The 24,138-nt window shown below is 75.3% G+C and carries 1 protein-coding gene; it reads left to right on the forward strand.

The features are described from left to right. Nucleotides 1–24,138 carry a non-ribosomal peptide synthase/polyketide synthase gene (locus tag ACFWPI_RS32020; protein WP_380425200.1) on the forward strand — a complete coding sequence of 8,046 codons (24,138 nt, stop codon included), beginning with the start codon at nucleotides 1–3 and terminating at the stop codon, nucleotides 24,136–24,138.

The raw sequence follows: 24,138 nt of genomic DNA on the forward strand, positions 1-24,138 counted from the left end.
ATGTCCCGTCGCGACGGCGACACCCTTCCCCTGACAGCGGCCCAGCGCGAGATCTGGCTGGCCGAACAACGGGCCCGCACGGCGATTCCGGCCTACCGCATCGGCGATTACCTGGAGATCCACGGCCCGGTCGACCCGGACCTGTTCGCGACCGCGCTGCGCCGCGTCGTCGACGAGGTCGACGCCCTGCACGTGCGCTTCGTCGACGGCGCCGAGGGCCCGCACCAGGTCGTCCACACGCACACGCGGTGGCAGCCCGCGCAGGTCGACGTCAGTGGGGAGGCCGCGCCGCTCGCGGCGGCCCGGGAGTGGATGGACCGGGACCGGCGCCGGCCGCTGGACCTCGCCCGTGACCCGCTGTTCCGCTACGCGCTGATCACGCTGGCGCCGGACCGGTGCGTCTTCTACCAGAGCTACCACCACCTGGTGATGGACGGGTTCGGGTACGCCGTCGTGGGCCGGCGGGTGGCGCAGGTGTACACGGCGCTCGCCGAGGGGCGGCAGGTGCCGCCGTCCCCGTTCGGCTCGCTGGGCGACCTGGTCGCCAGCGACGAGGCCTACCGCGACTCGGAGCAGTACCTCGCCGACCGTGCCTACTGGACCGGACGGTTCGCCGACCGGCCGGCGCCGACCCGGCTGTCGGAGCGCCGGCCGGGCGGCCCGTCCGCCCCGTTCCGGCGCACCCCGCCGGCCGGACCGCTGCGCCCCGAGGCGCTGCGCGACGCGGCACAGCGGACGGGCGTCCGCTGGTCCCGCGTCGTGCTCGCGGCGACGGCGCTCTACGCGCACCGGCTCACCGGGGCCCGGGACGTGCTGCTCGGCCTCCCCGTCACCGGCCGGGTGGGCGACCCGGTGCTGGCGGCGACGCCCGGCGCGGTGTCGAACCTCGTGCCACTGCGCCTGTCGGTGCGGCCGGACCTGCCCTGGTCGGAACTGGTCGAGCAGGTGGACCGGGAAGTCGCCGCCGCGCTGGCGCACCAGCGGTACCGCAGCGAGGACCTGCTCCGGGACCTCGGGCAGGCCGGCACGATCGAGACGGCGTTCCCACTGGTCGTCAACATCATGTCCTTCGACTCCGAACCGAGCTTCGCCGGGCGGCCTGCCACGGTGTACGCGCCCCTGGGTACCTCCGCCGACGACTTGGCGGTCTGGGCCGTGGGCGGGCGCGACGAGTACGGTCCGAGGATCGAGCTCGGGGCCTACGCGCAGATGTGCACGGAGGCCGAACTCATCGCCCACCAGCGGCGGTTGCTCGCCCTGCTGGACACCCTCGCGGACTGCGACCCGCAGCAGCCGCTCGGCCGCATCGGCCTGATCGGGGCCGACGAGCAGCGCGAACTGCTGGCCCTCGGCACCGGCAATGGTTCCGGTTCCGACACCGGCATCACGACGGAAGCCCCCGCGGCCCTGCTGCCCGAGCACTTCCGGGCCCGGGTGCGCGAGACGCCGGGCGCCGTCGCGGTGGTCTCCGGCGAGGAAACGCTGACGTACGCCGAACTCGACGCCCGCGCCAACCGCCTGGCGCACGCCCTGATCGCCCGGGGCGCCGGGCCCGAGCGGTCGGTGGCGCTGGCCCTGCCGCGCTCGGCCGCGCTGGTGGTGGCGATCCTGGCCGTGCTGAAGACCGGGGCGGCCTACCTCCCGGTGGATCCCGAGCACCCGGCCGCCCGGATCGCGTACCTGCTCGACGACGCCCGGCCGGTGCTGCTGGTGACCGACGCCCGCACCGCCGGCCGGCTGCCCGGATCCGGCCCCGCCGAGCGGCTGGTGCTCGACGACCCGGCCACCGCCGCCCGGCTCGCCGACGGCCCGGCGGCGGAACCCGCGGTGGCCGTCGACCCGCGCCACCCCGCCCAGCTCGTCTACACCTCCGGCTCCACCGGGCGGCCCAAGGGCGTGGCGTCGACACACGGCGCCCTGGCGCACCTCTTCGTCCACCAGTGGCGGGAGCTGTTCCAGCCGCTGCTCGGGGACGGTGCCCGGGTGGCCCTGACCACCTCGGCGGCGTTCGACGCCTCCTGGGACCAGCTCTTCGGCCTCTTCGCCGGACACCAGCTGCACATCCCCGGCCTGGACACCTGGGCGGACCCGGACGCCTTCGTCGACTACGCCGTGCGGCACCGGATCGACTTCGTCAACGCCACCCCGTCCTACCTGCACCTCCTGCTCTCGCACGGCCTGCTGGGCAACGCGGAACACCGCCCGGCGGTGCTCGTGGCGGGCGGCGAGGCCGTCCCCGACCAGCTGTGGGCGCAGCTGCGGGACGCCGACGGCGTGGCCTGCTTCAACTTCTACGGGCCGTCCGAGTGCACCGTCGACGCGGCCGTCGCGCCGGCGGCGTCGAGCCCGCGCCCGGTGATCGGTCGCCCCGTCGCGGGCGCCCGGCTGTACGTGCTGGACACCGCGCTGCGGCCGGTGCCCGCCGGGGTGCCGGGCGAGCTGTACATCGCCGGTGCGGGCCTCGCCCGCGGCTACCTCGACCGGCCCGGCCTGACCGCCGGGCGGTTCGTCGCCGACCCGTACGGACCGGCCGGCGCCCGCATGTACCGCACCGGCGACCGGGTGCGGTGGGGCGCGGACGCCCACCTGGAGTTCCTCGGTCGGGCGGACGACCAGGTGAAGATCCGGGGCTTCCGGATCGAGCCGGGCGAGATCGAGGCCGCGCTCGCCACCCACCCCCGGGTCGCGCGGAGCGCCGTGGTGGCCCGGACCGACGACGAGCCCCGGCTGGTCGCCTACGTCGTCCCGACCGCCGGGGAGCGGGTCGAGCCGGACGGGCTCCGCGCCCACCTGCGCGAACGGCTGCCGGAGCACCTGGTGCCCGGCGCGTTCGTGCTGCTGGACGGGCTCCCGCTGACGCCCACCGGCAAGCTCGACCGCCAGGCGCTCCCGGCCCCCGGCCCGGCGCCGGTCACCGCCGGACGGGCCCCGCGCAGCGCGGCCGAGCAGGTGCTCGCCGGCCTCTTCGCCGACGTCCTCGGCGTGTCCGGGGTCGGGGCGGACGACAGCTTCTTCGACCTCGGCGGGCACTCGCTGCTGGCCACCCGGCTGATCGCCCGGGCCCGCTCGGTGCTCGGCGTGGAGCTGGCCCTGGCCGACCTGTTCGACGCGCCGACCGTCGCGGGCCTGGCGGCGGCCGTGGACCGGGCCGGCCGGGCGCGGCCCGCGCTGTCACGACGCGAGCGGCCCGCCACGGTGCCGCTGTCCTTCGCGCAGCGCCGACTGTGGTTCCTGCACAGCATGGAGGGGCCCGGCGCCACCTACAACGTGCCGCTGGCCCTGCGCCTGTCCGGGCACCTCGACCGGCGGGCCCTGGAAGCCGCACTGGCCGACGTCGTCGAGCGGCACGAGAGCCTGCGCACCGTCTTCCCGGTGGTCGACGGCGAGCCGTGCCAGCGGGTGCTGGACCCCGACGCCGCCCGGCCCCGGCTGCGCGTCACCGCGGTCGCCGCGGGCGACCTGCCGCAGCGGCTGGCGGAGGCGGCCCGGCACGGCTTCGACCTGGCGGCCCAGCCCCCGCTGCGCACCGAGCTGTTCGAGCTGGGCGCGGACGAGCACGCGCTGCTGCTGGTGGTGCACCACATCGCGGGCGACGGCTGGTCGATGGGCCCGCTGGCGCGGGACCTGACCGCCGCGTACGCCGCACGGGCGGCGGGCGGGAAGCCCGAGTGGGCCCGACTGCCCGTCCAGTACGCCGACTACACCCTGTGGCAGCGGGAGCTGCTCGGCGCGGAGAGCGACCCGGACAGCCTCCAGAGCCGGCAGCTCGCCTCCTGGTCGCAGCGGCTCGCGGGGCTGCCGGAACAGACCGAGCTGCCCTTCGACCGGCCCAGGCCGGCCGCGATGTCCTTCCGGGGAGCGCAACTGCCGGTCCGGCTCGACGCCGAACTGCACCAGGGCCTGCGCGAGCTCGCCCGGGGCGGCGGCGCCAGCCTGTTCATGGTGCTCCAGGCCGGGCTGGCCGCCCTGCTCGGCAAGCTCGGCGCCGGCACCGACGTACCGATCGGCACGCCGATCGCCGGGCGCACCGACGAGGCCGTGGACGAGCTGGTCGGCTTCTTCGTCAACACGCTGGTGCTGCGCACCGACCTGACCGGCGACCCGACCTTCACCGAACTGCTGGGCCGGGTCCGGGCCGGCGCGCTGGCCGCGTACGCCCACCAGGACCTGCCGTTCGAGCAGCTGGTGGAGGCGGTGAACCCGACCAGGTCGCTCGCCCACCACCCGCTCTTCCAGACCATGCTCGCCCTGCAGAACGCGCCCACAGGCACCTTCGACCTGCCGGGGCTGCGGGTGACGACCGATCTGGTGCACACCGGTACGGCCAAGTGCGACCTGACCTTCATCCTGACCGAACAGCCCGGCGAGGACGGCCTGTCGGGCGTGCTGGAGTACAGCACCGACCTCTTCGACACGGCCACCGCGGCGGACCTCGTCGAGCGCTGGCTGCGCCTGCTGCGGGCCGTGGCCGCCGACCCGGGCCGCCGGATCGGCCGGATCGACGTGCTGTCGCCGGACGAGCTGCGCGAACTGCTGCCGTCCGCGGCGGGTGCCGAGGACGACACTCCGCAGAGCACCATCACCGCGCTCGTCGAGGAGCGGGTACGGGCCGACCCGGCGGCGGTCGCGGTGGTGTGCGGCGAGGCCGCGCTGACGTACGGCGAGCTGAACGCCCGGGCCAACCGGCTCGCGCACGCGCTGATCGGCCGGGGCGTGGGGCCGGAGCAGCTCGTCGCCCTGGCGCTGCCGCGCTCGGCCGAGCTGGTGGTCGCCGTCCTGGCCGTCCTCAAGGCCGGCGCCGCGTACCTGCCGGTGGACCCGCAGTACCCGGCGGCCCGGATCTCCTACCTGCTCCAGGATGCGCGCCCCGCACTGCTGCTGACGACTCGTCAGATCGGCGACCTGCCCGGCGCGGAGTCCGTGGACCGGCTCCTGCTGGACACCGCCGACCTGGACGGCCTGCCGGACACGGACCCCGCCGTCGCCGTCGATCCCGGTCACCCGGCGTACGTCATCTACACCTCGGGCTCCACCGGGAAGCCCAAGGGCGTGGTGGTCCCGCACCGCAACGTGGTGCGGCTGTTCGGCACCACGCGGGCGCTGTTCGACTTCTCCGCCGAGGACGTCTGGACGCTCTTCCACTCCTACGCCTTCGACTTCTCGGTCTGGGAACTGTGGGGCCCGCTGCTGTACGGCGGCCGGCTGGTGGTCGTGGACCACGAGACCAGCCGCTCGCCCGGCCGGTTCCTGGAGCTCCTCGCCCGCGAGCGGGTGACGGTGCTCAACCAGACGCCGTCCGCCTTCTACCAGCTGATGCAGGCCGACGCCGAGCACCCGCGCGAACTCGCCCTGCGCACGGTGGTGTTCGGCGGCGAGGCCCTGGAGCCCGCCCGCCTGGCGGCCTGGTACGAACGGCACCCGGACGACGCGCCGCGGCTGGTCAACATGTACGGCATCACCGAGACCACCGTGCACGTCACTTACGCCGCGCTCGACCGCTCGGCCGCGACCGCGGGGGCGGCCAGCGTGGTCGGCGTCGCCATCCCCGACCTGCGCGCCTACGTGCTGGACCCCCACCTGCGGCCGGTGGCCCCGGGCGTGGCCGGCGAGCTGTACGTGGCGGGCGCCGGTCTGGCGCGCGGCTACCTGAACCGGCCCGGCCTGACCGCCGGGCGCTTCGTCGCCGACCCGTACGGGCCGGCGGGCAGCCGGATGTACCGCAGCGGCGACGTGGTGCGCAGGGCCACGGACGGAAGCCTGAGCTTCGTCGGCCGGGCCGACCAGCAGGTGAAGGTCCGCGGCTTCCGGATCGAGCTCGGCGAGATCGAGGCGGCGCTGGCCGCACACCCCGGCGTCGCCCAGGCCGCCGTCCTCGCCCGGCAGGACCGCGCCGACGACACCCGGCTGGTCGGGTACCTGGTGCCCGCGGCCGACGCGGCCCCGCGCTCGGCCGAGCTGCGCGCGTACCTGCGCGAGCGGCTGCCCGAGTACATGGTGCCCTCGGCGTTCGTCGAGCTGGACGCGCTGCCGCTGACCACCAACGGGAAACTCGACCGCCGGGCGCTGCCCGCACCGGAACTCGTCTCGTCGGGAACGGGAGCCGGCCGCGCGCCGCGCACCCCGCAGGAGCAGATCCTCTGCGAGCTGTTCGCCGAGGTCCTCGGGGTGGCCGAGGCCGGCGTCGAGGACAGCTTCTTCGACCTCGGCGGGCACTCGCTGCTCGCCACCCGGCTGGCCGCCCGGGTCCGCGCGACCCTCGGGGTCGAGCTGGAGCTACGCACCCTGTTCGAGTCCCCGACCCCGGCCGCGCTGGCCGCCGCCCTCGCCGGCGCCCGCCGCGCCCAGCTGGCCCTGGCGCCCTACCCGCGCCCGGAGAAGACCCCGCTGTCGTTCGCCCAGCGCCGGCTGTGGTTCCTGCACCAGCTGGAGGGCGCCAGCGCCAACTACAACATCCCGCTGGCCTGGCGGCTGACCGGACCGCTCGACCGCGAGGCGCTCACGGCGGCGCTGGCGGACGTGGTGGCCCGGCACGAGAGCCTGCGCACGCTCTTCCCGGCCGTGGACGGCGTGCCGCACCAGCAGGTGCTGGACGTCGTGGCGGCCCGCCCCCGGCTGCACCTGCGCCGCACCACCGAAGCGGAGCTGGACGCGGCCCTGGCCACGGCGCTGGCCTGCCGGTTCGACCTGGGCACGGACCTGCCGCTGCACACCGAACTGTTCGAACTGGCGCCGGACGAGCACGTCCTGCTGCTGGTGGTCCACCACATCGCGGGCGACGGCTGGTCGCTCGGCCCGCTGGCGCAGAACCTGACCGCCGCCTACGCGGCGCGCCGCCGGGGCGAGGAGCCGTCCTGGGAGGCGCTGGCCGTCCAGTACGCCGACTACACGCTGTGGCAGCACGAGCTGCTGGGCGACGCCGCCGACCGGGACAGCCTGTTCGCCCGGCAGGCGGACTACTGGACCGGGCAGCTGGCCGGCCTGCCGGAGCAGCTCCAGCTGCCCACCGACCGGCCCCGCCCCGCGCTGGCCTCGCACCGGGGCGACTTCGTGCGCACCGGACTGGACGCGCAGCTGCACCAGGGCCTGCGCGAGCTCGCCCGCGCGCACGGCACCAGCCTCTTCATGGTGCTCCAGGCAGGGCTCTCGGCCCTGCTGAGCAAGCTGGGTGCGGGAGAGGACATCCCGGTCGGCAGTCTGATCGCGGGCCGGACGGACCAGGCGCTGGACGAGCTGGTCGGGTTCTTCGTCAACACGCTGGTGCTGCGCACCGACACGAGCGGGGACCCGACCTTCGCCGAGCTGCTCGGCCGGGTCCGGGACACCGCGCTGGCCGGCTACGCCCACCAGGAGCTGCCGTTCGAGTACCTGGTCGAGGCCCTCAACCCGGCCCGGTCGCTGTCCCACCACCCGCTGTTCCAGGTCATGCTGGTGCTCCAGAACGCCCCGAGGGCCGACTTCGCCCCGCCCGGGCTGGAGACCGGCGAGGTCAAACTGACCACGACCACCTCCAAGCTCGACCTGATCTTCTCGATGTCCGAACGGCATTCCGAGGACGGCGCCCCCGAGGGGATCGACGGATTCGTCGAGTACGCCTGCGACCTGTACGACCGGGCGACCGTCGAGACGGTGATCGCGCGCTGGGTGCGCCTGCTCACGGCGGCGGTCGCCGACCCCCGGCGACGGCTCAGCCGGCTCGACCTGCTCTCCGCCGAGGAGCGGCACGCACTGCTGCCGGCGGGACCGGTCCCCGCGACGACGGCCGAGACCACCGGGCTGTCCGCGCTGTTCGAGGCCCAGGCGCGGGAGCGGCCGGACGCGGTCGCGGTGGTGTGCGGCGAGTCCGCGCTGACGTACGGCGAGCTGAACGCCCGGGCCAACCGGCTCGCGCACGCGCTGATCGAGCGGGGTGTGGGGCCGGAGCAACTGGTGGCGCTGGCGCTGCCGCGCTCGGCCGAGCTGGTGGTGGCCGTCCTCGCCGTGCTCAAGGCCGGCGCCGCGTACCTGCCGGTCGACCCGGACTACCCGGCCGCCCGGATCGCCCACCTGCTCGACGACGCCCGGCCCGCGCTGCTCCTGACGGACCGTCGCAGCGGCGCCCTGCCGGGCGCGGACGGGGTCGACCGGCTCCTGCTGGACACCGCCGACCTGGACGGGCTGCCGGACACGGACCCCGCGGTCGCCGTCGCACCCGACAGCGCCGCCTACGTCATCTACACCTCCGGGTCCACCGGGAAGCCCAAGGGCGTGGTGGTCCCGCACCGCAACGTGGTGCGGCTGTTCGACGCCACCCGGCACTGGTTCGACTTCTCCGCCGAGGACGTCTGGACGCTCTTCCACTCCTACGCCTTCGACTTCTCGGTGTGGGAGATCTGGGGGCCGCTGCTGCACGGCGGCCGACTGGTCGTGGTGCCGTTCGACGTCACCCGCGCACCGGAGCGGTTCCTGGAGCTCCTCGCCCGGGAGCGGGTGACGGTGCTCAACCAGACGCCGTCCGCCTTCTACCAGCTGATGCAGGCCGACGCCGAGCACCCGTGCGAACTCGCCCTGCGTACAGTGGTGTTCGGTGGCGAGGCCCTGGAGCCCGCCCGGCTGGCGCCCTGGTTCGAGCGCCACCCGGCGGGTGTGCCGCGGCTGGTCAACATGTACGGCATCACCGAGACCACCGTGCACGTCACCTACGCGGAACTGGACGGCGCGCACTCCGCCGGCCCGGCGAGCGTCATCGGCACCGCGATCCCCGACCTGCGCGCCCACGTGCTCGACGCGTACCTCCAGCCGGTGCCCCCCGGGGTCGTCGGCGAGCTGTACGTGGCCGGCGCCGGGCTGGCGCGCGGCTACCTGAACCGGCCGGGCCTGACCGCCGGGCGCTTCGTCGCAGACCCGTACGGGCCGGCGGGCAGCCGGATGTACCGCAGCGGCGACCTCGTGCGCCGACGCGCAGGCGTACTGGAGTACGCGGGCCGGGCGGACGACCAGGTGAAGGTGCGCGGCTTCCGGATCGAGCTCGGCGAGATCGAGGCGGCCCTGGCCCAGCACCCGCAGATCCGCCAGGTCGCGGTGATCGCCCGGCAGGACCGCGCCGACGACACCCGGCTGGTCGCCTACCTGGTGCCCGTGGCCGGGGCGGCCGTCGAGCCGGACGAGCTCCGCGCCCACCTGCGCGAGCGGCTGCCGGACCACATGGTGCCGGCCGCGTACGTCGCCCTCGACGCGCTGCCGCTGACCGGCAACGGCAAGCTCGACCGGCGCGCCCTGCCCGAGCCCGACACCACCGGCGCCCCGGCCGGCCGGGCTCCGCACACCCCGCAGGAACACGTCCTCGCCGGACTGTTCGCGGAGGTGCTGGGGGTGTCCCAGGTCGGCGCCGACGACGACTTCTTCGCCCTCGGCGGGCACTCCCTGCTCGCCACCCGGCTGGTGGCCCGCGTCCGCGCGACCCTGGGCGTGGAGCTGGAGCTGCGCAGCCTGTTCGAGACCCCGACGGTGGCCGGGCTGGCCGCCGGCCTGGGCGGGGCCGACCGGGCACGGCTCGCCCTGGGCCGCGCGGAGCGGCCCGACCGCGTGCCGCTGTCGTACGCGCAGCGGCGGCTGTGGTTCGTCGACCAACTGGAGGGCGCCAGCGCGATGTACCACATCCCGCTGGCCTGGCGCCTGACCGGCGACCTGGACCAGGACGCGCTGCGGGCCGCGCTCGGGGACGTCGTCGCCCGCCACGAGAGCCTGCGCACGGCCTTCCCCCAGATCGACGGCGTGCCGTACCAGCAGGTCCTGGACGCCGAGACGGCCCGGCCGCGCCTGTCCGTCACCTTGACCGACGAGGCGGGCCTGCCCCAGGCCCTGACCGAGGCCGTGGGCCGCGGATTCGACCTGGCGGCCGAAGCGCCCGTGCGCGCCGAGCTGTTCGAACTGGCGGCGGACGCGTACGTGCTGCTGGTGGTGATCCACCACATCGCGGGCGACGCCTGGTCGCTGGGCCTGGTGTCCGCCGACCTGTCCACCGCGTACGCGGCGCGGCTGCGCGGCGAGGAACCGGCCTGGGCGGACCTGCCGGTGCAGTACGCCGACTACACCCTGTGGCACGACCGGCTGCTCGGGGACCGCACCGACCCGGAGAGCCTGTTCGCCCGGCAGGCGGACTACTGGACCGGGCAGCTGGCCGGCCTGCCGGAGCAGATCCGGCTGCCCGCCGACCGGCCCCGCCCCACCACCGTCTCCAGCCGGGGCGGACACCTCCCCGTCGAGCTGGACGCCGAACTGCACGAGGCGCTGGTCCGCCTGGGCCGTGAGCGCGGCGCGAGCGTGTTCATGGTGCTCCAGGCGGGGTTCTCGGCCCTGCTCGGCAAGCTGGGCGCGGGCGAGGACATCCCGGTCGGGAGCCTGATCGCGGGCCGGACGGACCAGGCGCTGGACGAGCTGGTCGGGTTCTTCGTCAACACGCTGGTGCTGCGCACCGACACGAGCGGGGACCCGACCTTCGCCGAGCTGCTCGGCCGCGTCCGGGACACCGCGCTGGCCGCGTACGCCCATCAGGAGCTGCCGTTCGACCACCTGGTCGAGGCCCTCAACCCGGTCCGGTCGTCGGCCCGTCAGCCGCTGTTCCAGGTGCTGCTCGCGCTGCAGAACGCGCCGCGCTCCGCCTTCGAGCTGCCCGGCCTGGCCACCGAGCTCGTGCTGTTGCAGTCGCCCACCGCGATGTTCGACCTCTCCTTCCACCTGCTGGAGCGCGGCGGCACCGGCGGGGCGCCGGAGGGCATCATCGGCCACGTCGAGTACGCCACCGACCTGTTCGACCGGGCCACGGTGGAGGCCCTGCTCGCCCGCTGGCTGCGGCTGCTCGCGGCGGCGGCGGCCGAGCCGGACCGGCCGCTGAGCCGGATCGACGTCCTCACCGCCGAGGAGCGGCACGAACTGCTGGCCGGGCGCAACGACACCGGGTGCCCGTACCCCGGCACCGGCCCGGCCGCGCTGTTCGAGGCGCAGGCCAGGGCCACCCCGGAGGCCGAGGCGGTGGTGTTCGAGGACACCGTGCTCACCTACCGGGAGCTGAACGCCCGCGCCAACCGGCTGGCCCACGCGCTCATCGGGCGCGGGGTGGGGCCGGAGCAGCTCGTCGCCCTGTGCCTGCCGCGCTCGGTACAGCTGGTGGTGGCCGTCCTCGCGGTGCTCAAGACCGGCGCCGCGTACCTGCCGGTCGACCCGGACTACCCGGCCGCCCGGATCGCGTACATGGTGGAGGACGCCCGGCCGGCCGTGGTGCTCGACGACCTCGCGGCCGTCGACGCGCCCGGGACGTACCCGGACACCGACCCGCTGGTCGCACCGGACGCCCGGCACCCGGCGTACGTCATCTACACGTCCGGCTCGACCGGCCGGCCCAAGGGCGTGGTGATGCCCTCCGGCGCCCTGACGAACCTGCTGCACTGGCACCACCGCGCCGTCGGCGGCGGGACGGGCACGCGCACCGCGCAGTTCACCGCGCTCAGCTTCGACGTCTCGGTGCAGGAGGTGCTCTCCGCGCTGCTGTTCGGCAAGACCCTGGTGGTGCCGACCGACGAGCAGCGCCGCAGTGCCGAACTCCTCGCCCGGTGGCTGGAACAGCACCGGGTGGCGGAGCTCTTCGCCCCCAACCTGGTGATCGAGGCACTGGCGGAGGCGGCCGAGGAACACGGGCGGGACCTGCCGGACCTGCGGCTGATCGCGCAGGCCGGCGAGCCGATGCGCCTGGGCGGCGGCCTGCGGCGCCTCCAGGCCCGCGGGCCCGGCCGGGTGCTGCACAACCACTACGGCCCGGCCGAGACCCACGTGATCACCGCTTTCCCGCTGCCGGCCGACCCCGCCGACTGCCCGCTGCCGGTGCCGATCGGCCGCCCGATCGCCAACAGCCGGGCGTACGTGCTGGACGCGGCCCTGCGTCCGGTCGCCCCCGGCGTCACGGGCGAGCTGTACCTGGCCGGGGCCGGGCTGGCCCGCGGCTACCTGAACCGGCCGGGCCTGACGGCCGGGCGCTTCGTCGCCGACCCGTTCGGGCCGGCGGGCAGCCGGATGTACCGCACCGGGGACCTGGTGCGCTGGCGCGCCGACAGGGAGCTGGAGTTCGCCGGCCGGGCGGACCACCAGGTGAAGGTGCGCGGCTTCCGGGTCGAGCCCGGCGAGATCGAGGCGGAGCTGGCCGCCCACCCCGGCGTGGCCCAGGTCGCGGTGCTCGCCCGCGAGGACCGGCCGGGCGACACCAGGATCGTCGCCTACGTCGTACCCGCGGCCGAGAGCGGGACCACGGTGCCGGTGCTGGCGTCGTACCTGCGCGAGCGGCTGCCCGACTACCTGGTGCCGTCGGTGTTCGTGGTGTTGGCGGCGCTGCCGTTGACGCCGAACGGGAAGTTGGACCGGGCGGCGCTGCCGGCGCCGGATGCGGGCGTCGTCGGGGTTGGTCGGGCGGCGCGGACGCCGCAGGAGCAGATCCTGTGCGAGCTGTTCGCGGAGGTGCTGGGCCGGGCGCAGGTCGGTGTCGACGACGACTTCTTCGACCTGGGCGGGCACTCGCTGCTGGCCACCCGACTGGTCTCCCGGGTCCGGGCGACCCTCGGGGTCGAACTGGAGCTGCGCCGCCTGTTCCGGACACCGACACCGGCCGGGCTCGCGGCCGGCCTGCACGACGCCGCCACCGCACGGCAGGCGCTGGTGCCCCGGCCGCGCCGGGAACCGCTGCCGCTGTCCTTCGCACAGCGCCGCCTGTGGTTCCTGCACCAGTTCGGGGCGCCCAGCGCGACCTACCACATGCCGCTGGCACTGCGGCTGACCGGCGACCTCGACCAGGAGGCGCTGGGAGCGGCGCTGACGGACGTGGTGGCGCGGCACGAGAGCCTGCGCACGGTGTTCCCGCACACCGAGGGCGTCCCGCGCCAGCGCGTGCTGAGCGCCGCGGAGGCCACCATCCGGATCCCGGTGCGCCGGGCCGGCGAGTCGGAGCTGCCGGGGCTGCTGAGCGAGGCGGCGGTGCGCGCCTTCGACCTGACGGCGGACCTGCCCGTCCGGGCGCAGCTGTTCACGCTCGCCCCCGACGAGCACGTCCTGCTCGTCGTCCTGCACCACATCGCCGGCGACGGCTGGTCGATGAGCCCGCTCTCCCGCGACCTCGCGACCGCGTACACCGCCCGCCGGCGCGGCGACGCCCCGGGCTGGGCACCGCTGCCGGTGAGCTACGCGGACTACACCGTGTGGCAGCACGAGATCCTCGGCGAGGAGTCCGACGCGGACAGCGCGTTCGCCCGCCAGGTCGGCTACTGGAGCCAAGCGCTCGCCGGGCTTCCCGAGCAGCTCGCGCTGCCCGTCGACCGGCCCAGGCCGGCGGTCATGACCTACGGCGGCGACCTGCTGGACATCCGGCTGCCCGCCGAACTGCACGCGGGGCTGGCCGAGTTGGCCCGGCGGTCCGGGAGCAGTCTGTTCATGGTGCTCCAGGCGGGCCTGGCGGCGCTGTACACGCGGCTGGGCGCGGGGACGGACATCCCGATCGGCAGCCCGATCGCGGGGCGCACCGACGAGGCGCTGGACGACCTGGTCGGGTTCTTCGTCAACGCGCTGGTGCTGCGCACCGACACGAGCGGGGACCCGAGCTTCCTCGAACTGCTGGGCCGGGTGCGGGAGACGACGCTGTCGGCCTTCGCGCACCAGGACGTGCCGTTCGAGCACCTGGTGGAGGCGCTGAACCCGGCGCGGTCGATGTCGCTCCACCCGCTCTTCCAGACCGTACTGGCCCTGCAGAACGCGCCGATGGGCGACTTCGAGCTGCCCGAGCTGACGGTCTCCGGGGTGCCGGTGCCGACCGGGACCTCGCGGGTCGACCTGACCTTCGGCCTCGCGGAGAACCGCGGGCCCGACGGCACGCCGGCCGGGCTGACCGGTGCGGTCGAGTACAGCACCGACCTCTTCGACCGGGGGACGGTCGAGGCCCTGGTCGCCCGCTGGACCAGGCTGCTGGCGGCGATCGCCGCCGATCCGGACCGGCCGATCGGTGCGATCGACCTGCTGGACGAGCGGGAGCGCGGGGAACTCCTGCCCGCCGCCGAGCCCGGGGTGGCCGGCGTGAGCCTGCCGGAGGCGTTCGCGGCGCAGGTGGCGGCGACGCCGGACGCGCCCGCGCTGACCGACGGGACAGTGGAGCTGACGTATCGTCAACTTGATGTCTGGGCCGTCCGGTTCGCGCATGCGCTGATCGCCCGTGGGGTCGGGCCTGAGCAGGTCGTGGCGGTGGCGTTGCCGCGTTCGGTGGAGTCGGTGGTGGCTGTGCTGGGTGTCCTGAAGGCCGGTGCCGCGTATCTGCCGGTGGATCCGGCGTACCCGGCGGCGCGGATCTCGTACATGCTGGAGGACGCCCGCCCGGTACTGGTGGTCGACGATCCGGCGCTGGTCGCCGAGGTGCGCGAGGTGGGCGACGGAGACCGGCCGGATATGGATCCGGTGGTCGCGCTCGACGTCCGGCACCCGGCGTACGTGATCTACACCTCGGGTTCGACCGGCCGTCCCAAGGGCGTCGTGGTGAGCCACGGCGGGGTGTCGGGCCTGGTGGCGGCGCAGGTCGAGCGGCTCGGCGTGTCGCCGGGCAGCCGCGTCCTCCAGTTCGCCTCGCCCAGCTTCGACGCGTCGTTCTGGGACCTGTGCAGCGCCCTGCTGACCGGCGCCACCCTCGTGCTCGCCCCGTCCGGGGCCCCGCTGGAGGCCCTGACGGGCCGCCGGCTCGACGTCACCCATGTGACTCTGCCGCCCTCGGCCCTGGCCGCGCTGGACAGCACCGATGTCACGGCCGGCACCCTGGTGGTGGCGGGCGAGGCGTGCCCGCCGGAGCTGGTGGCGCGCTGGGCGCCGGGGCGCCGGATGGTCAACGCGTACGGCCCGACGGAGACGACGGTGTGCGCGACGATGAGCGCCCCGCTGGCGGCGGGCTCCGGCGTGCCGCCGATCGGCCGGCCGGTCGCGGGCTTCCGGGTGTACGTGCTGGACGAGCGGCTGCGCCTGGTGCCGCCGGGCGTCGCGGGGGAGTTGTACGTCGCGGGGCCGGGGCTGGCGCGCGGCTACCTGAACCGGCCGTCCCTGACGGCGGGGCGCTTCGTCGCCTGCCCGTTCGAGGCGGGCGGCCGGATGTACCGCACCGGGGACGTGGTGCGCCGGCGCAGTGACGGTGAGCTGGAGTACGTCGGCCGGGCGGACCAGCAGGTGAAGGTGCGCGGCTTCCGGGTCGAGCCCGGCGAGATCGAGGCGGCCCTGACCGCGCACCCCGCCGTCGCCCGGGCCGCCGTCCTCGCCGACGGCGACCGGCTCGTCGGCTACGTGGCCCCGCGCCCCGGCGCCGACGCTCGCCCGGCGGCCCTGGCGGCGTACCTGCGGGAGCGGCTGCCGGACTACCTGGTGCCGTCGGTGTTCGTGGTGTTGGCGGCGCTGCCGTTGACGCCGAACGGGAAGTTGGACCGGGCGGCGCTGCCGGCGCCTGTCCCTGTGCCGGAGGCGGGCGCGGCCGGGGTCGGCCGGGTCGCGCGGACGCCGCAGGAGCAGATCCTGTGCGAGCTGTTCGCGGAGGTGCTGGGCCGGGGCCAGGTCGGTGTCGACGACGACTTCTTCGACCTGGGCGGGCACTCGCTGCTGGCCACCCGACTGGTCTCCCGGATCCGTTCGGCCCTGGGGGCCGAGGTCGGGCTGCGCTCGCTCTTCGAGGCGCCGACGGTGGCCGGCCTGGCGGCACGGCTCACCGAGGCCGACCGGGCCCGGCCCGCACTGGCGCCGTACGAGCGGCCGCAGACGGTACCGCTGTCGTTCGCGCAGCGCCGCCTGTGGTTCCTGCACCGGATGGACGGAGCCGCCGCGGCCTACCACATCCCGCTGGCACTGCGGCTGACCGGAACGCTGGACCGCAAGGCGTTGGAGGACGCGCTGGCCGAGGTCGTCGCCCGGCACGAGAGCCTGCGGACGGTCTTCCCGGAGCTCGACGCCGTGCCGTGCCAGCGGGTCCTCGACCCCGGGGCGGCCCGGCCCCGGGTGCGGGTGACCGAGGCCGTGGAGGACGAGCTGCCGCAACGGCTCGCCCACGCGGCGCGGCTCCCGTTCGACCTCGCGGCGGAACCGCCGCTGCGCGCCGAGCTGTTCGCGCTCGCGCCGGACGAGCACGTGCTGCTGCTGGTCATGCACCACATTGCCGGTGACGGCTGGTCCACCGGCCCGCTCGCCCGCGACCTCGCCGAGGCCTACGCCGCCCGGTGCCAGGGCCGCGCGGCGGACCGCGAGGCCCTGCCGGTGCAGTACGCCGACTACACGCTCTGGCAGCGCGAGCTGCTCGGCGACCCGGAGGACCCGGACAGCCGGTTCGCCGGACAACTCCGCTACTGGACCGAGCAGTTGGAAAGCCTTCCGGAGCGGATCCCGCTGCCCGCCGACCGGCCCCGGCCGGCCGTCGCCGGCTACCGGGGCGCCGTCTTCGGCCTTGAGCTGACCCCCGAACTGCACGCGGGGCTGGCCGAGTTGGCCCGGCGGTCCGGGAGCAGTCTGTTCATGGTGCTGCAGGCGGGCCTGGCGGCGCTGTACACGCGGCTGGGTGCGGGGACGGACATCCCGATCGGGAGTCCGATCGCGGGGCGGACCGACGAGGCGCTGGACGAGTTGGTCGGGTTCTTCGTGAACACGCTGGTGCTGCGCACCGACACGAGCGGTGATCCGAGCTTCGGCGAACTGCTGGGGCGGGTGCGGGAGACGGCGCTGTCGGCGTACGCGCACCAGGACGTGCCGTTCGAGCACTTGGTGGAGGTGCTGAACCCGTCCCGCTCGCTCGCGCACCACCCGCTGTTCCAGACGATCCTCGCCGTGCAGAACGCGCCGATGGGAGAGTTCGCGCTGCCCGGCCTCCAGGTGTCCGCCTTCGCCGTGCCGACCGGGACGGCCAAGTTCGACCTCGGCTTCAACCTGAGCGAGCGGTTCGGCCCCGACGGCAGCTCGGACGGGATCGTCGGCGCGGCGGAGTACGCCACCGACCTGTTCGACCGCTCGACGGTCGAGGTCCTCGTGCGGCGCTGGACGCTCCTGCTGGAGGCCGTCACCGCCGATCCGGACCGGTCGATCGGGGGGATCGACCTCCTCGACTCCGACGAGCGGAGCCGGCTGCTGGAGCGGGGCAACGCGACCGCCCGCGAGGTGGCCGCCGTGCCGGTGCCGGAGGCGTTCGCGGCGCAGGTCGCGGCGACGCCGGACGCGCTCGCCCTGGTGTCCGGTGGTGCCGAGCTGACGTACCGGGAGTTGAACTCCCGGGCGAACCGGTTCGCGCATGCGCTGATCGCCCGTGGGGTCGCTCCGGAGCAGCTGGTGGCGGTGGCGCTGCCGCGTTCGGTGGAGTCGGTGGTGGCGGTCCTGGGTGTCCTGAAGGCCGGTGCCGCGTACCTGCCGGTGGACCCGTCGTACCCGGCGGCGCGGATCGCGTACATGCTGGAGGACGCCCGCCCGGCGCTGGTGGTCGACGATCCGGCGCTGGTCGCCGAGGCGTCCGAGGGGTGCGAGGCGTCCACTTGGCCGGAGACCGATCCGGAGGTGGCCCTCGACGTCCGGCACCCGGCCTACGTGATCTACACCTCGGGTTCGACCGGCCGTCCCAAGGGCGTCGTGGTCGCCCACGGCGGCGTGGCCAGTCTGGTCGCTGCCCAGATCGAGCGGTTCGCGATCGAACCCGACAGCCGGGTGCTCCAGTTCGCCTCGCCCAGCTTCGACGCCTCGGTGTCGGAGATCTTCACCGCCCTGCTGCGCGGCGCGGCCCTGGTGCTGCCCCCGGCGGCGGAGCCGGTCGCCGCGCTGACCGACCCGGGCCTCGCGGTCACCCACGCGACCGTGCCCCCGTCCGTCCTGGCGGCCCTGCCGGAGGGCGCGGTGACGGTGTCGACCCTGGTGGTGGCGGGCGAGGCCTGCCCGCCGGAGCTGGTGGCGCGCTGGGCCCCGGGGCGCCGGATGGTCAACGCGTACGGCCCGACGGAGACGACGGTGTGCGCGACGATGAGCGACCCGCTGTCCCCGGGGGCGGGCGTGCCGCCGATCGGGCGGCCGATCGCCAACGCGCGGGTGTACGTGCTGGACGAGCGGCTGCGGCCGGTGCCGCCCGGCGTGCCCGGCGAGCTGTACGTCGCGGGCGCGGGTCTGGCGCGCGGCTACCTGAACCGGCCGTCCCTGACGGCGGGTCGCTTTGTCGCCTGCCCGTTCGAGGCGGACGGCGCCCGGATGTACCGCACCGGGGACGTGGTGCGCTGGCGGGCATGGGGGTCCCCCCGGCCGGTGGGGGCACCTCCCGGCCGCCAGGCTGGGGGCGCTGGGGGAGGGCAGTTGGAGTACGTCGGCCGCGCCGACGACCAGGTGAAGGTGCGCGGCTTCCGGGTCGAGCCCGGCGAGATCGAGACGGCCCTGGCCGAGCACCCCGCCGTCGCCCGGGCCGCCGTCCTCGCCCAGGACGACCGCCTCATCGGCTACGTCGTCCCCCACCAGACGGAGGCCCGCGACAGCGCCCTGGAAGCCGACCACGTGGGCGAGTGGCAGGACATCTACGACGCCCTGCCCATCACCCCCGAGGAAACCGCCTTCGGCCAGAACTTCGTCGGCTGGAACAGCAGTTACGACGCCAGCCCGATCCCCGCCGAGCAGATGCGGGAATGGCGCGACGCCACCGTGGCCCGCATCCTGGCCCTGCACCCCCGCCGCGTGCTGGAGGTCGGCGTCGGCACCGGCCTGCTCCTCTCGCAGGTCGCACCGCACTGCGAGACCTACTGGGCGACCGACTTCTCCGCCACCGCGATCGACGCGCTGGCCGCCCAGGTCGCCCGGCAGGAGCAGCTGGCCGGACGCGTCGTGCTGCACACCCGCCCGGCGCACGACACCGACGGCCTGCCCGCCGGGCACTTCGACACCATCGTCATCAACTCGGTCGTGCAGTACTTCCCGTCCGCCGACTACCTCACCGACGTGATCGAAAAGCTGATGCGACTGCTCGCCCCCGGCGGCGCGCTCTTCCTCGGCGACATCCGCAACCTGCGACTGCTGCGCCCGCTGGCCACCGCCGTCCAACTGCACCGGGCCGCCGACGGCGCCGACCTGCCCGCCGTGCGGCGCGCGGTGGAGCAGTCCCTGCTGGTGGAGAAGGAACTCCTGGTCGACCCGGACTTCTTCACCGCCCTGCGGGAGCACGGTGCGGACGTCGGTGCGGACGTCGGCGCGGTGACGGTGGAGGTCAAGCGGGGCCGCCACCACAACGAGCTGACCCGCTACCGCTACGACGTCACCCTGCGCAAGCAGCCCGCCACCCCGGCGCAGGGCGACGAGCCGGTCGAACTCCGCTGGGGCCGGGACGTGACCGCTCTGCCGGAGCTGTGCGAGCTCCTCGGGCGGCACGACGGCCGGCCGGTCCGGATCACCGGGGCACCCAACCGCCGCGTGGTCCGCGAGGCGGCCCTGGCCCGGGCCGTGCAGGAGGAGGACCTCCCGCTCGGGCCGCTGCTGGAGCGGCTGCGCGCCCCGCAGGAGGACGCGGCGCCCGATCCTGAGGACTTCCACGCCCTCGGGGACGCGCTCGGCCGCCGGGTGTCCGTCACCTGGTCGGCCACCGGCCCGGACGCCCTGGACGTGCTCTTCGGCGGCGCACCAGGCGGCGCACCCGACGGCGCACCCGGCGACGCCCCGGCCGAGGCGTACCGACCCACCCGGGGCACGGGCGCGGCGCTGTCCGCGCTCACCAACCGCCCGGCCGGAAAGCGCGGTGCCCCGGCCCTGGCCGCCGAACTCCGGAGCTGGCTGGGCGCCCGGCTGCCCGACTACCTGGTGCCGTCGGCGTTCGTCGTGCTGGACGCGCTGCCGCTGACCGCCAACGGCAAGCTCGACCGCCGCGCGCTGCCCGCCCCCGACCTCGGGGCGGCCGCCGGCGGCCGGGCACCGCGCACCCCGCAGGAGCAGCTCCTCGCCGAACTCTTCGCCGACGTGCTCGGCCTGCCCCACGTCGGCGTCGAGGACAGCTTCTTCGACCTCGGCGGCCACTCGCTGCTGGCGACCCGCCTGGCCTCCCGGGTCCGGGCCGTCCTCGGCGCCGAACTGGAGATCCGGACGCTGTTCGAGCACCCGACCGTGGCCGCCCTGGCGGGCCGCCTCGACGGGTCCGTCACCGAGCGGCCCGCGCTGACCGCCCGCCCGCGCCCCGAGCGGCTCCCGCTGTCCTTCGCCCAGCGCCGCCTGTGGTTCCTGCACCGCATGGACGGGCCGAGCGCCACCTACAACATGCCGCTCGCCCTGCGGCTGACCGGCGACCTCGACCGGGAGGCGCTGGCGGCAGCGCTGGCGGACGTGGTCGCCCGGCACGAGAGCCTGCGCACCGTCCTGCGGGAGACGGACGGGGCGCCCCACCAGCAGGTGCTGGGCGCGGACGAGGCGCACCCGCCGCTCCCGGTGGTCGAGCTCGACGAGAGCCGGCTGGCCGAGCGGCTCGCCGAGGCGGCCCGGCGCGGCTTCGACCTGGCCGCCGAGCCGCCGATCCGGGCGGAGCTGTACGCGCTCGCCCCCGGGCGGCACGTCCTGCTGGTCGTGGTGCACCACATCGCCGCCGACGGCTGGTCGATGGGCCCGCTCTCCCGGGACCTGGCCACCGCCTACGCGGCCCGCTGCCAGGGCGGGGCACCGCAGTGGTCCCCGCTGTCGGTCCAGTACGCCGACTACACCCTGTGGCAGCGCGACCTGCTCGGCGAGGCCGCCGACCGGGGCAGCCTGTTCACCCGGCAGCTCGGCTACTGGAAGGAGGAGCTGGCGGGCCTGCCGGACCAGGTGCGACTGCCCGCGGACCGGCCCCGGCCGGCCGAGGCCTCCCAGCGCGGCGGCCGGATCGAGGTCCGGCTCGACGAGGACCTGCACCAGGACCTGCGAGGCCTCGCCACCGCGCACGGCGCCAGCATGTTCATGGTGCTCCAGGCCGGCCTCGCCGCCCTGCTCACCCGGCTCGGCGCCGGCACCGACATCCCGATCGGCAGCCCCATCGCCGGGCGCACCGACCAGGCGCTGGACGACCTCGTCGGCTTCTTCGTCAACACGCTGGTGCTGCGCACCGACACCGGCGGCGACCCGGGCTTCGCCGAACTCGTCGGCCGGGTGCGGCAGAAGGCGCTGGCCGCCTACGCCCACCAGGACGTGCCGTTCGAGTACCTGGTCGAGGCCGTCAACCCGACCCGCTCGCTGGCCCACCACCCGCTGTTCCAGGTCATGCTCGGCCTGCAGAACGCACCGGCCGGGGAGTTCACCCTGCCGGGCCTGGAGACCGCCCACCTGGAGGCCCCCACCGGCACCGCCCGCGTCGACCTGACCGTCAGCCTGGCCGAGCAGTACGGCCCGGACGGCAGCCCGGCGGGCGTGCTCGGCGCGGTCGAGTACGCGACCGACCTGTTCGACCCGGCCACCGTGGAGCTGCTGTTCGCCCGCTGGGTGCGGCTGCTGCGCGCGGCCGCCGCCGAGCCGGACCAGCCGATCGGCCGGCTCGACCTGCTGTCCGGCGAGGAACGCCGCGAACTGCTGGTCGAGTTCAACCGGACCGACGCCGAACTGCCCGGCGCTGAACTGCCCGAGGCCGAACTGCCCAGGGCCGCCCTGCCGGAGCTGTTCGCCCGCCGAGCACGGGCCACGCCGGACGCGGTCGCGGTCGTCGCGGACGGCGCCGAGCTGACCTACCGGGAGCTCGACGGGCGGGCCAACCGCCTGGCCCGGGCCCTGATCGGCCAGGGCGTGCGGCCGGAGACCCCGGTCGCGGTGCTGCTGGAGCGCTCGGCGGACCTCGTCGTCGCGATCCTGGCGATCGTCAAGGCCGGCGGCGCGTACGTCCCGCTCGATCCGCGGTTCCCGTCCTCCCGGATCGACCTGATCCTCCGGGAGACCGGCGCGGCCCTGGTGCTCACCGAGGACGTGCTGACCGCGCTGAGCCAGGCCGAGCCCGACGGATCCGACCCGCAGATCCCTTGCGATCCCCGGCAGTTGGCCTACGTGATGTACACCTCCGGTTCGACCGGCCGGCCGAAGGGCGTCGGTGTCACCCAGCGCGACGTGGCGGCGCTCGCCCTCGCCCCGTGCTGGCGCGAGGGCGGCCACGACCGGGTGCTGCTGCACTCGCCCACGGCCTTCGACGCCGCGACGTACGAGCTCTGGGCGCCGCTGCTCGGCGGCGGCACGATCGTCGTCGTACCGCCCGGCCGGCTCGACCTCGACCTGCTCGCGGGAGCGGTCGCCGAGCACGGGGTGACCGGACTGTGGCTGACGGCCGGCCTGTTCCGGCTGGTGGCCGAGGAGCGGCCGCACCTGCTCGCCACGGTCCGCGAGGTGTGGACCGGTGGCGACGTGGTGCCGCCGTCGGCCGTCTCCCGGGTGCTGGCGGCCTGCCCGCACACCGCCGTGGTCAACGGCTACGGCCCGACCGAGGCCACCACCTTCGCGGCCCACCACCGGGTCCGCGCGCTGCCCGAAGCCGCCGCGAGCGTGCCGATCGGCCGACCCATGGCGAACATGCGGGCGTACGTGCTCGACGCCGGGCTGCGCGCGGTGCCGGTGGGCGTGGAGGGCGAGCTGTACCTCGCCGGGGCGGGCGTGGCCCGGGGCTACCCGGGCCGGCCGGGCCTGACCGCCGAGCGCTTCGTCGCCTGCCCGTTCGAGCGGGGGGAGCGCATGTACCGCACCGGGGACCTCGTCCGGTGGCTGCCCGGCGGCGTCCTGGAGTTCGTCGGCCGCGCCGATGAGCAGGTCAAGCTGCGCGGGTTCCGGATCGAGCCCGGCGAGGTCGAGGCCCTCCTCGCCGCCTGCCCGGGCGTGGCCCAGGCGGCCGTCGTCGCCCGCGAGGACCGGCCGGGCGACAAGCGCCTGGTCGCCTACCTGGTGCCCGCCGCCGAGGGCGCGCCCGCGCCGGACGGCCTCGCCCGCCGGCTCGGCCGCGAACTGCCCGAGTACATGGTGCCGTCGGCCTTCGTCACCCTCGACGCGCTGCCGCTGACCGCCAACGGCAAGCTGGACCGGGCCGCGCTGCCTGCACCCGAGTCCGAGGCGACGGGCGCCGGCCGCGGCCCGCGCACCCCGCAGGAGCAGCTGCTGTGCGCCCTGTTCGCCGAGATCCTCGGCCGGGAGCAGGTCCACCTCGACGACAGCTTCTTCGACCTCGGGGGGCACTCGCTGCTGGCCGCCCGCCTGGTCTCGCGCATCCGCGAGACGCTGGGCGTCCCGGTGGGCCTGCGCACCCTGTTCGAGGCCCCCACCGTGGCCGGTCTGACCAGCCGGCTGGCCATGGACGACGCCGAGGACGCCTTCGACGTGGTGCTGCCCCTGCGGTCCACCGGCACCCGCCCGCCGCTGTTCTGCATCCACCCCGGCGGCGGCATCAGCTGGTCCTACTCCGGCCTGCTGAACCACATCGGCCCGGAGTACCCGGTGTACGCGATCCAGGCACGCGGTCTCGCGCACGCCGAGGCCCTGCCGACGTCGTACGAGGAGATGGCGGCCGACTACGCCGACCAGATCCGCAAGGTCCAGGCCGACGGCCCCTACCGGCTGCTCGGCTGGTCCGCCGGCGGGCTGATCGCCCACGCGATCGCCTGCGAGCTCCAGGCCCGCGGCGAGCGCACCGAACTGCTGGCGACCCTCGACGCCTACCCGGTCAAGGACGTGGTGCTCGACGACTCCGCCGTGCCCACCGAGCGGGACGTGCTCGTCGGCATCCTCGACTGCGACCCCGCCGAACTGGGCGAGGGGCCGCTGTCCTACGCCGAGGTCGCCGAGATCCTCCGCCGTCGGGGCAGCGCCCTGGCGCACCTGGACGAACGGCGCATCGAGGCCGTCGTCCGGATCATGATCAACAATGCCGAGCTGGCGGTCGCCCACGCCCCCGGCCGGTTCGAGGGGGACCTGCTGCTGTTCAACTCCACGATCGACCGCACCGAGGACTCGGCCGGCGCCGGCACCTGGCGCCCGTACGTCACCGGTCGGATCGACTCGCACGACATCACCACCCGCCACGACCGGATGACCCAGCCGGGCTCGCTGGCCCAGATCGGACCGATCGTGGCCGCCCGCCTCGCCGAGGTCACCGGCGACACCGCCCGTTCCCACCAGGAGGACTGA

Source organism: Kitasatospora sp. NPDC058492 (assembly GCF_042720685.1).
Classification (GTDB): domain Bacteria; phylum Actinomycetota; class Actinomycetes; order Streptomycetales; family Streptomycetaceae; genus Kitasatospora.

Excerpts from the sequence above, each read along its gene's own strand:
- ACFWPI_RS32020 (WP_380425200.1), top strand. The coding sequence starts at position 1 with ATGTCCCGTCGCGACGGCGACACCCTTCCCCTGACAGCGGCCCAGCGC.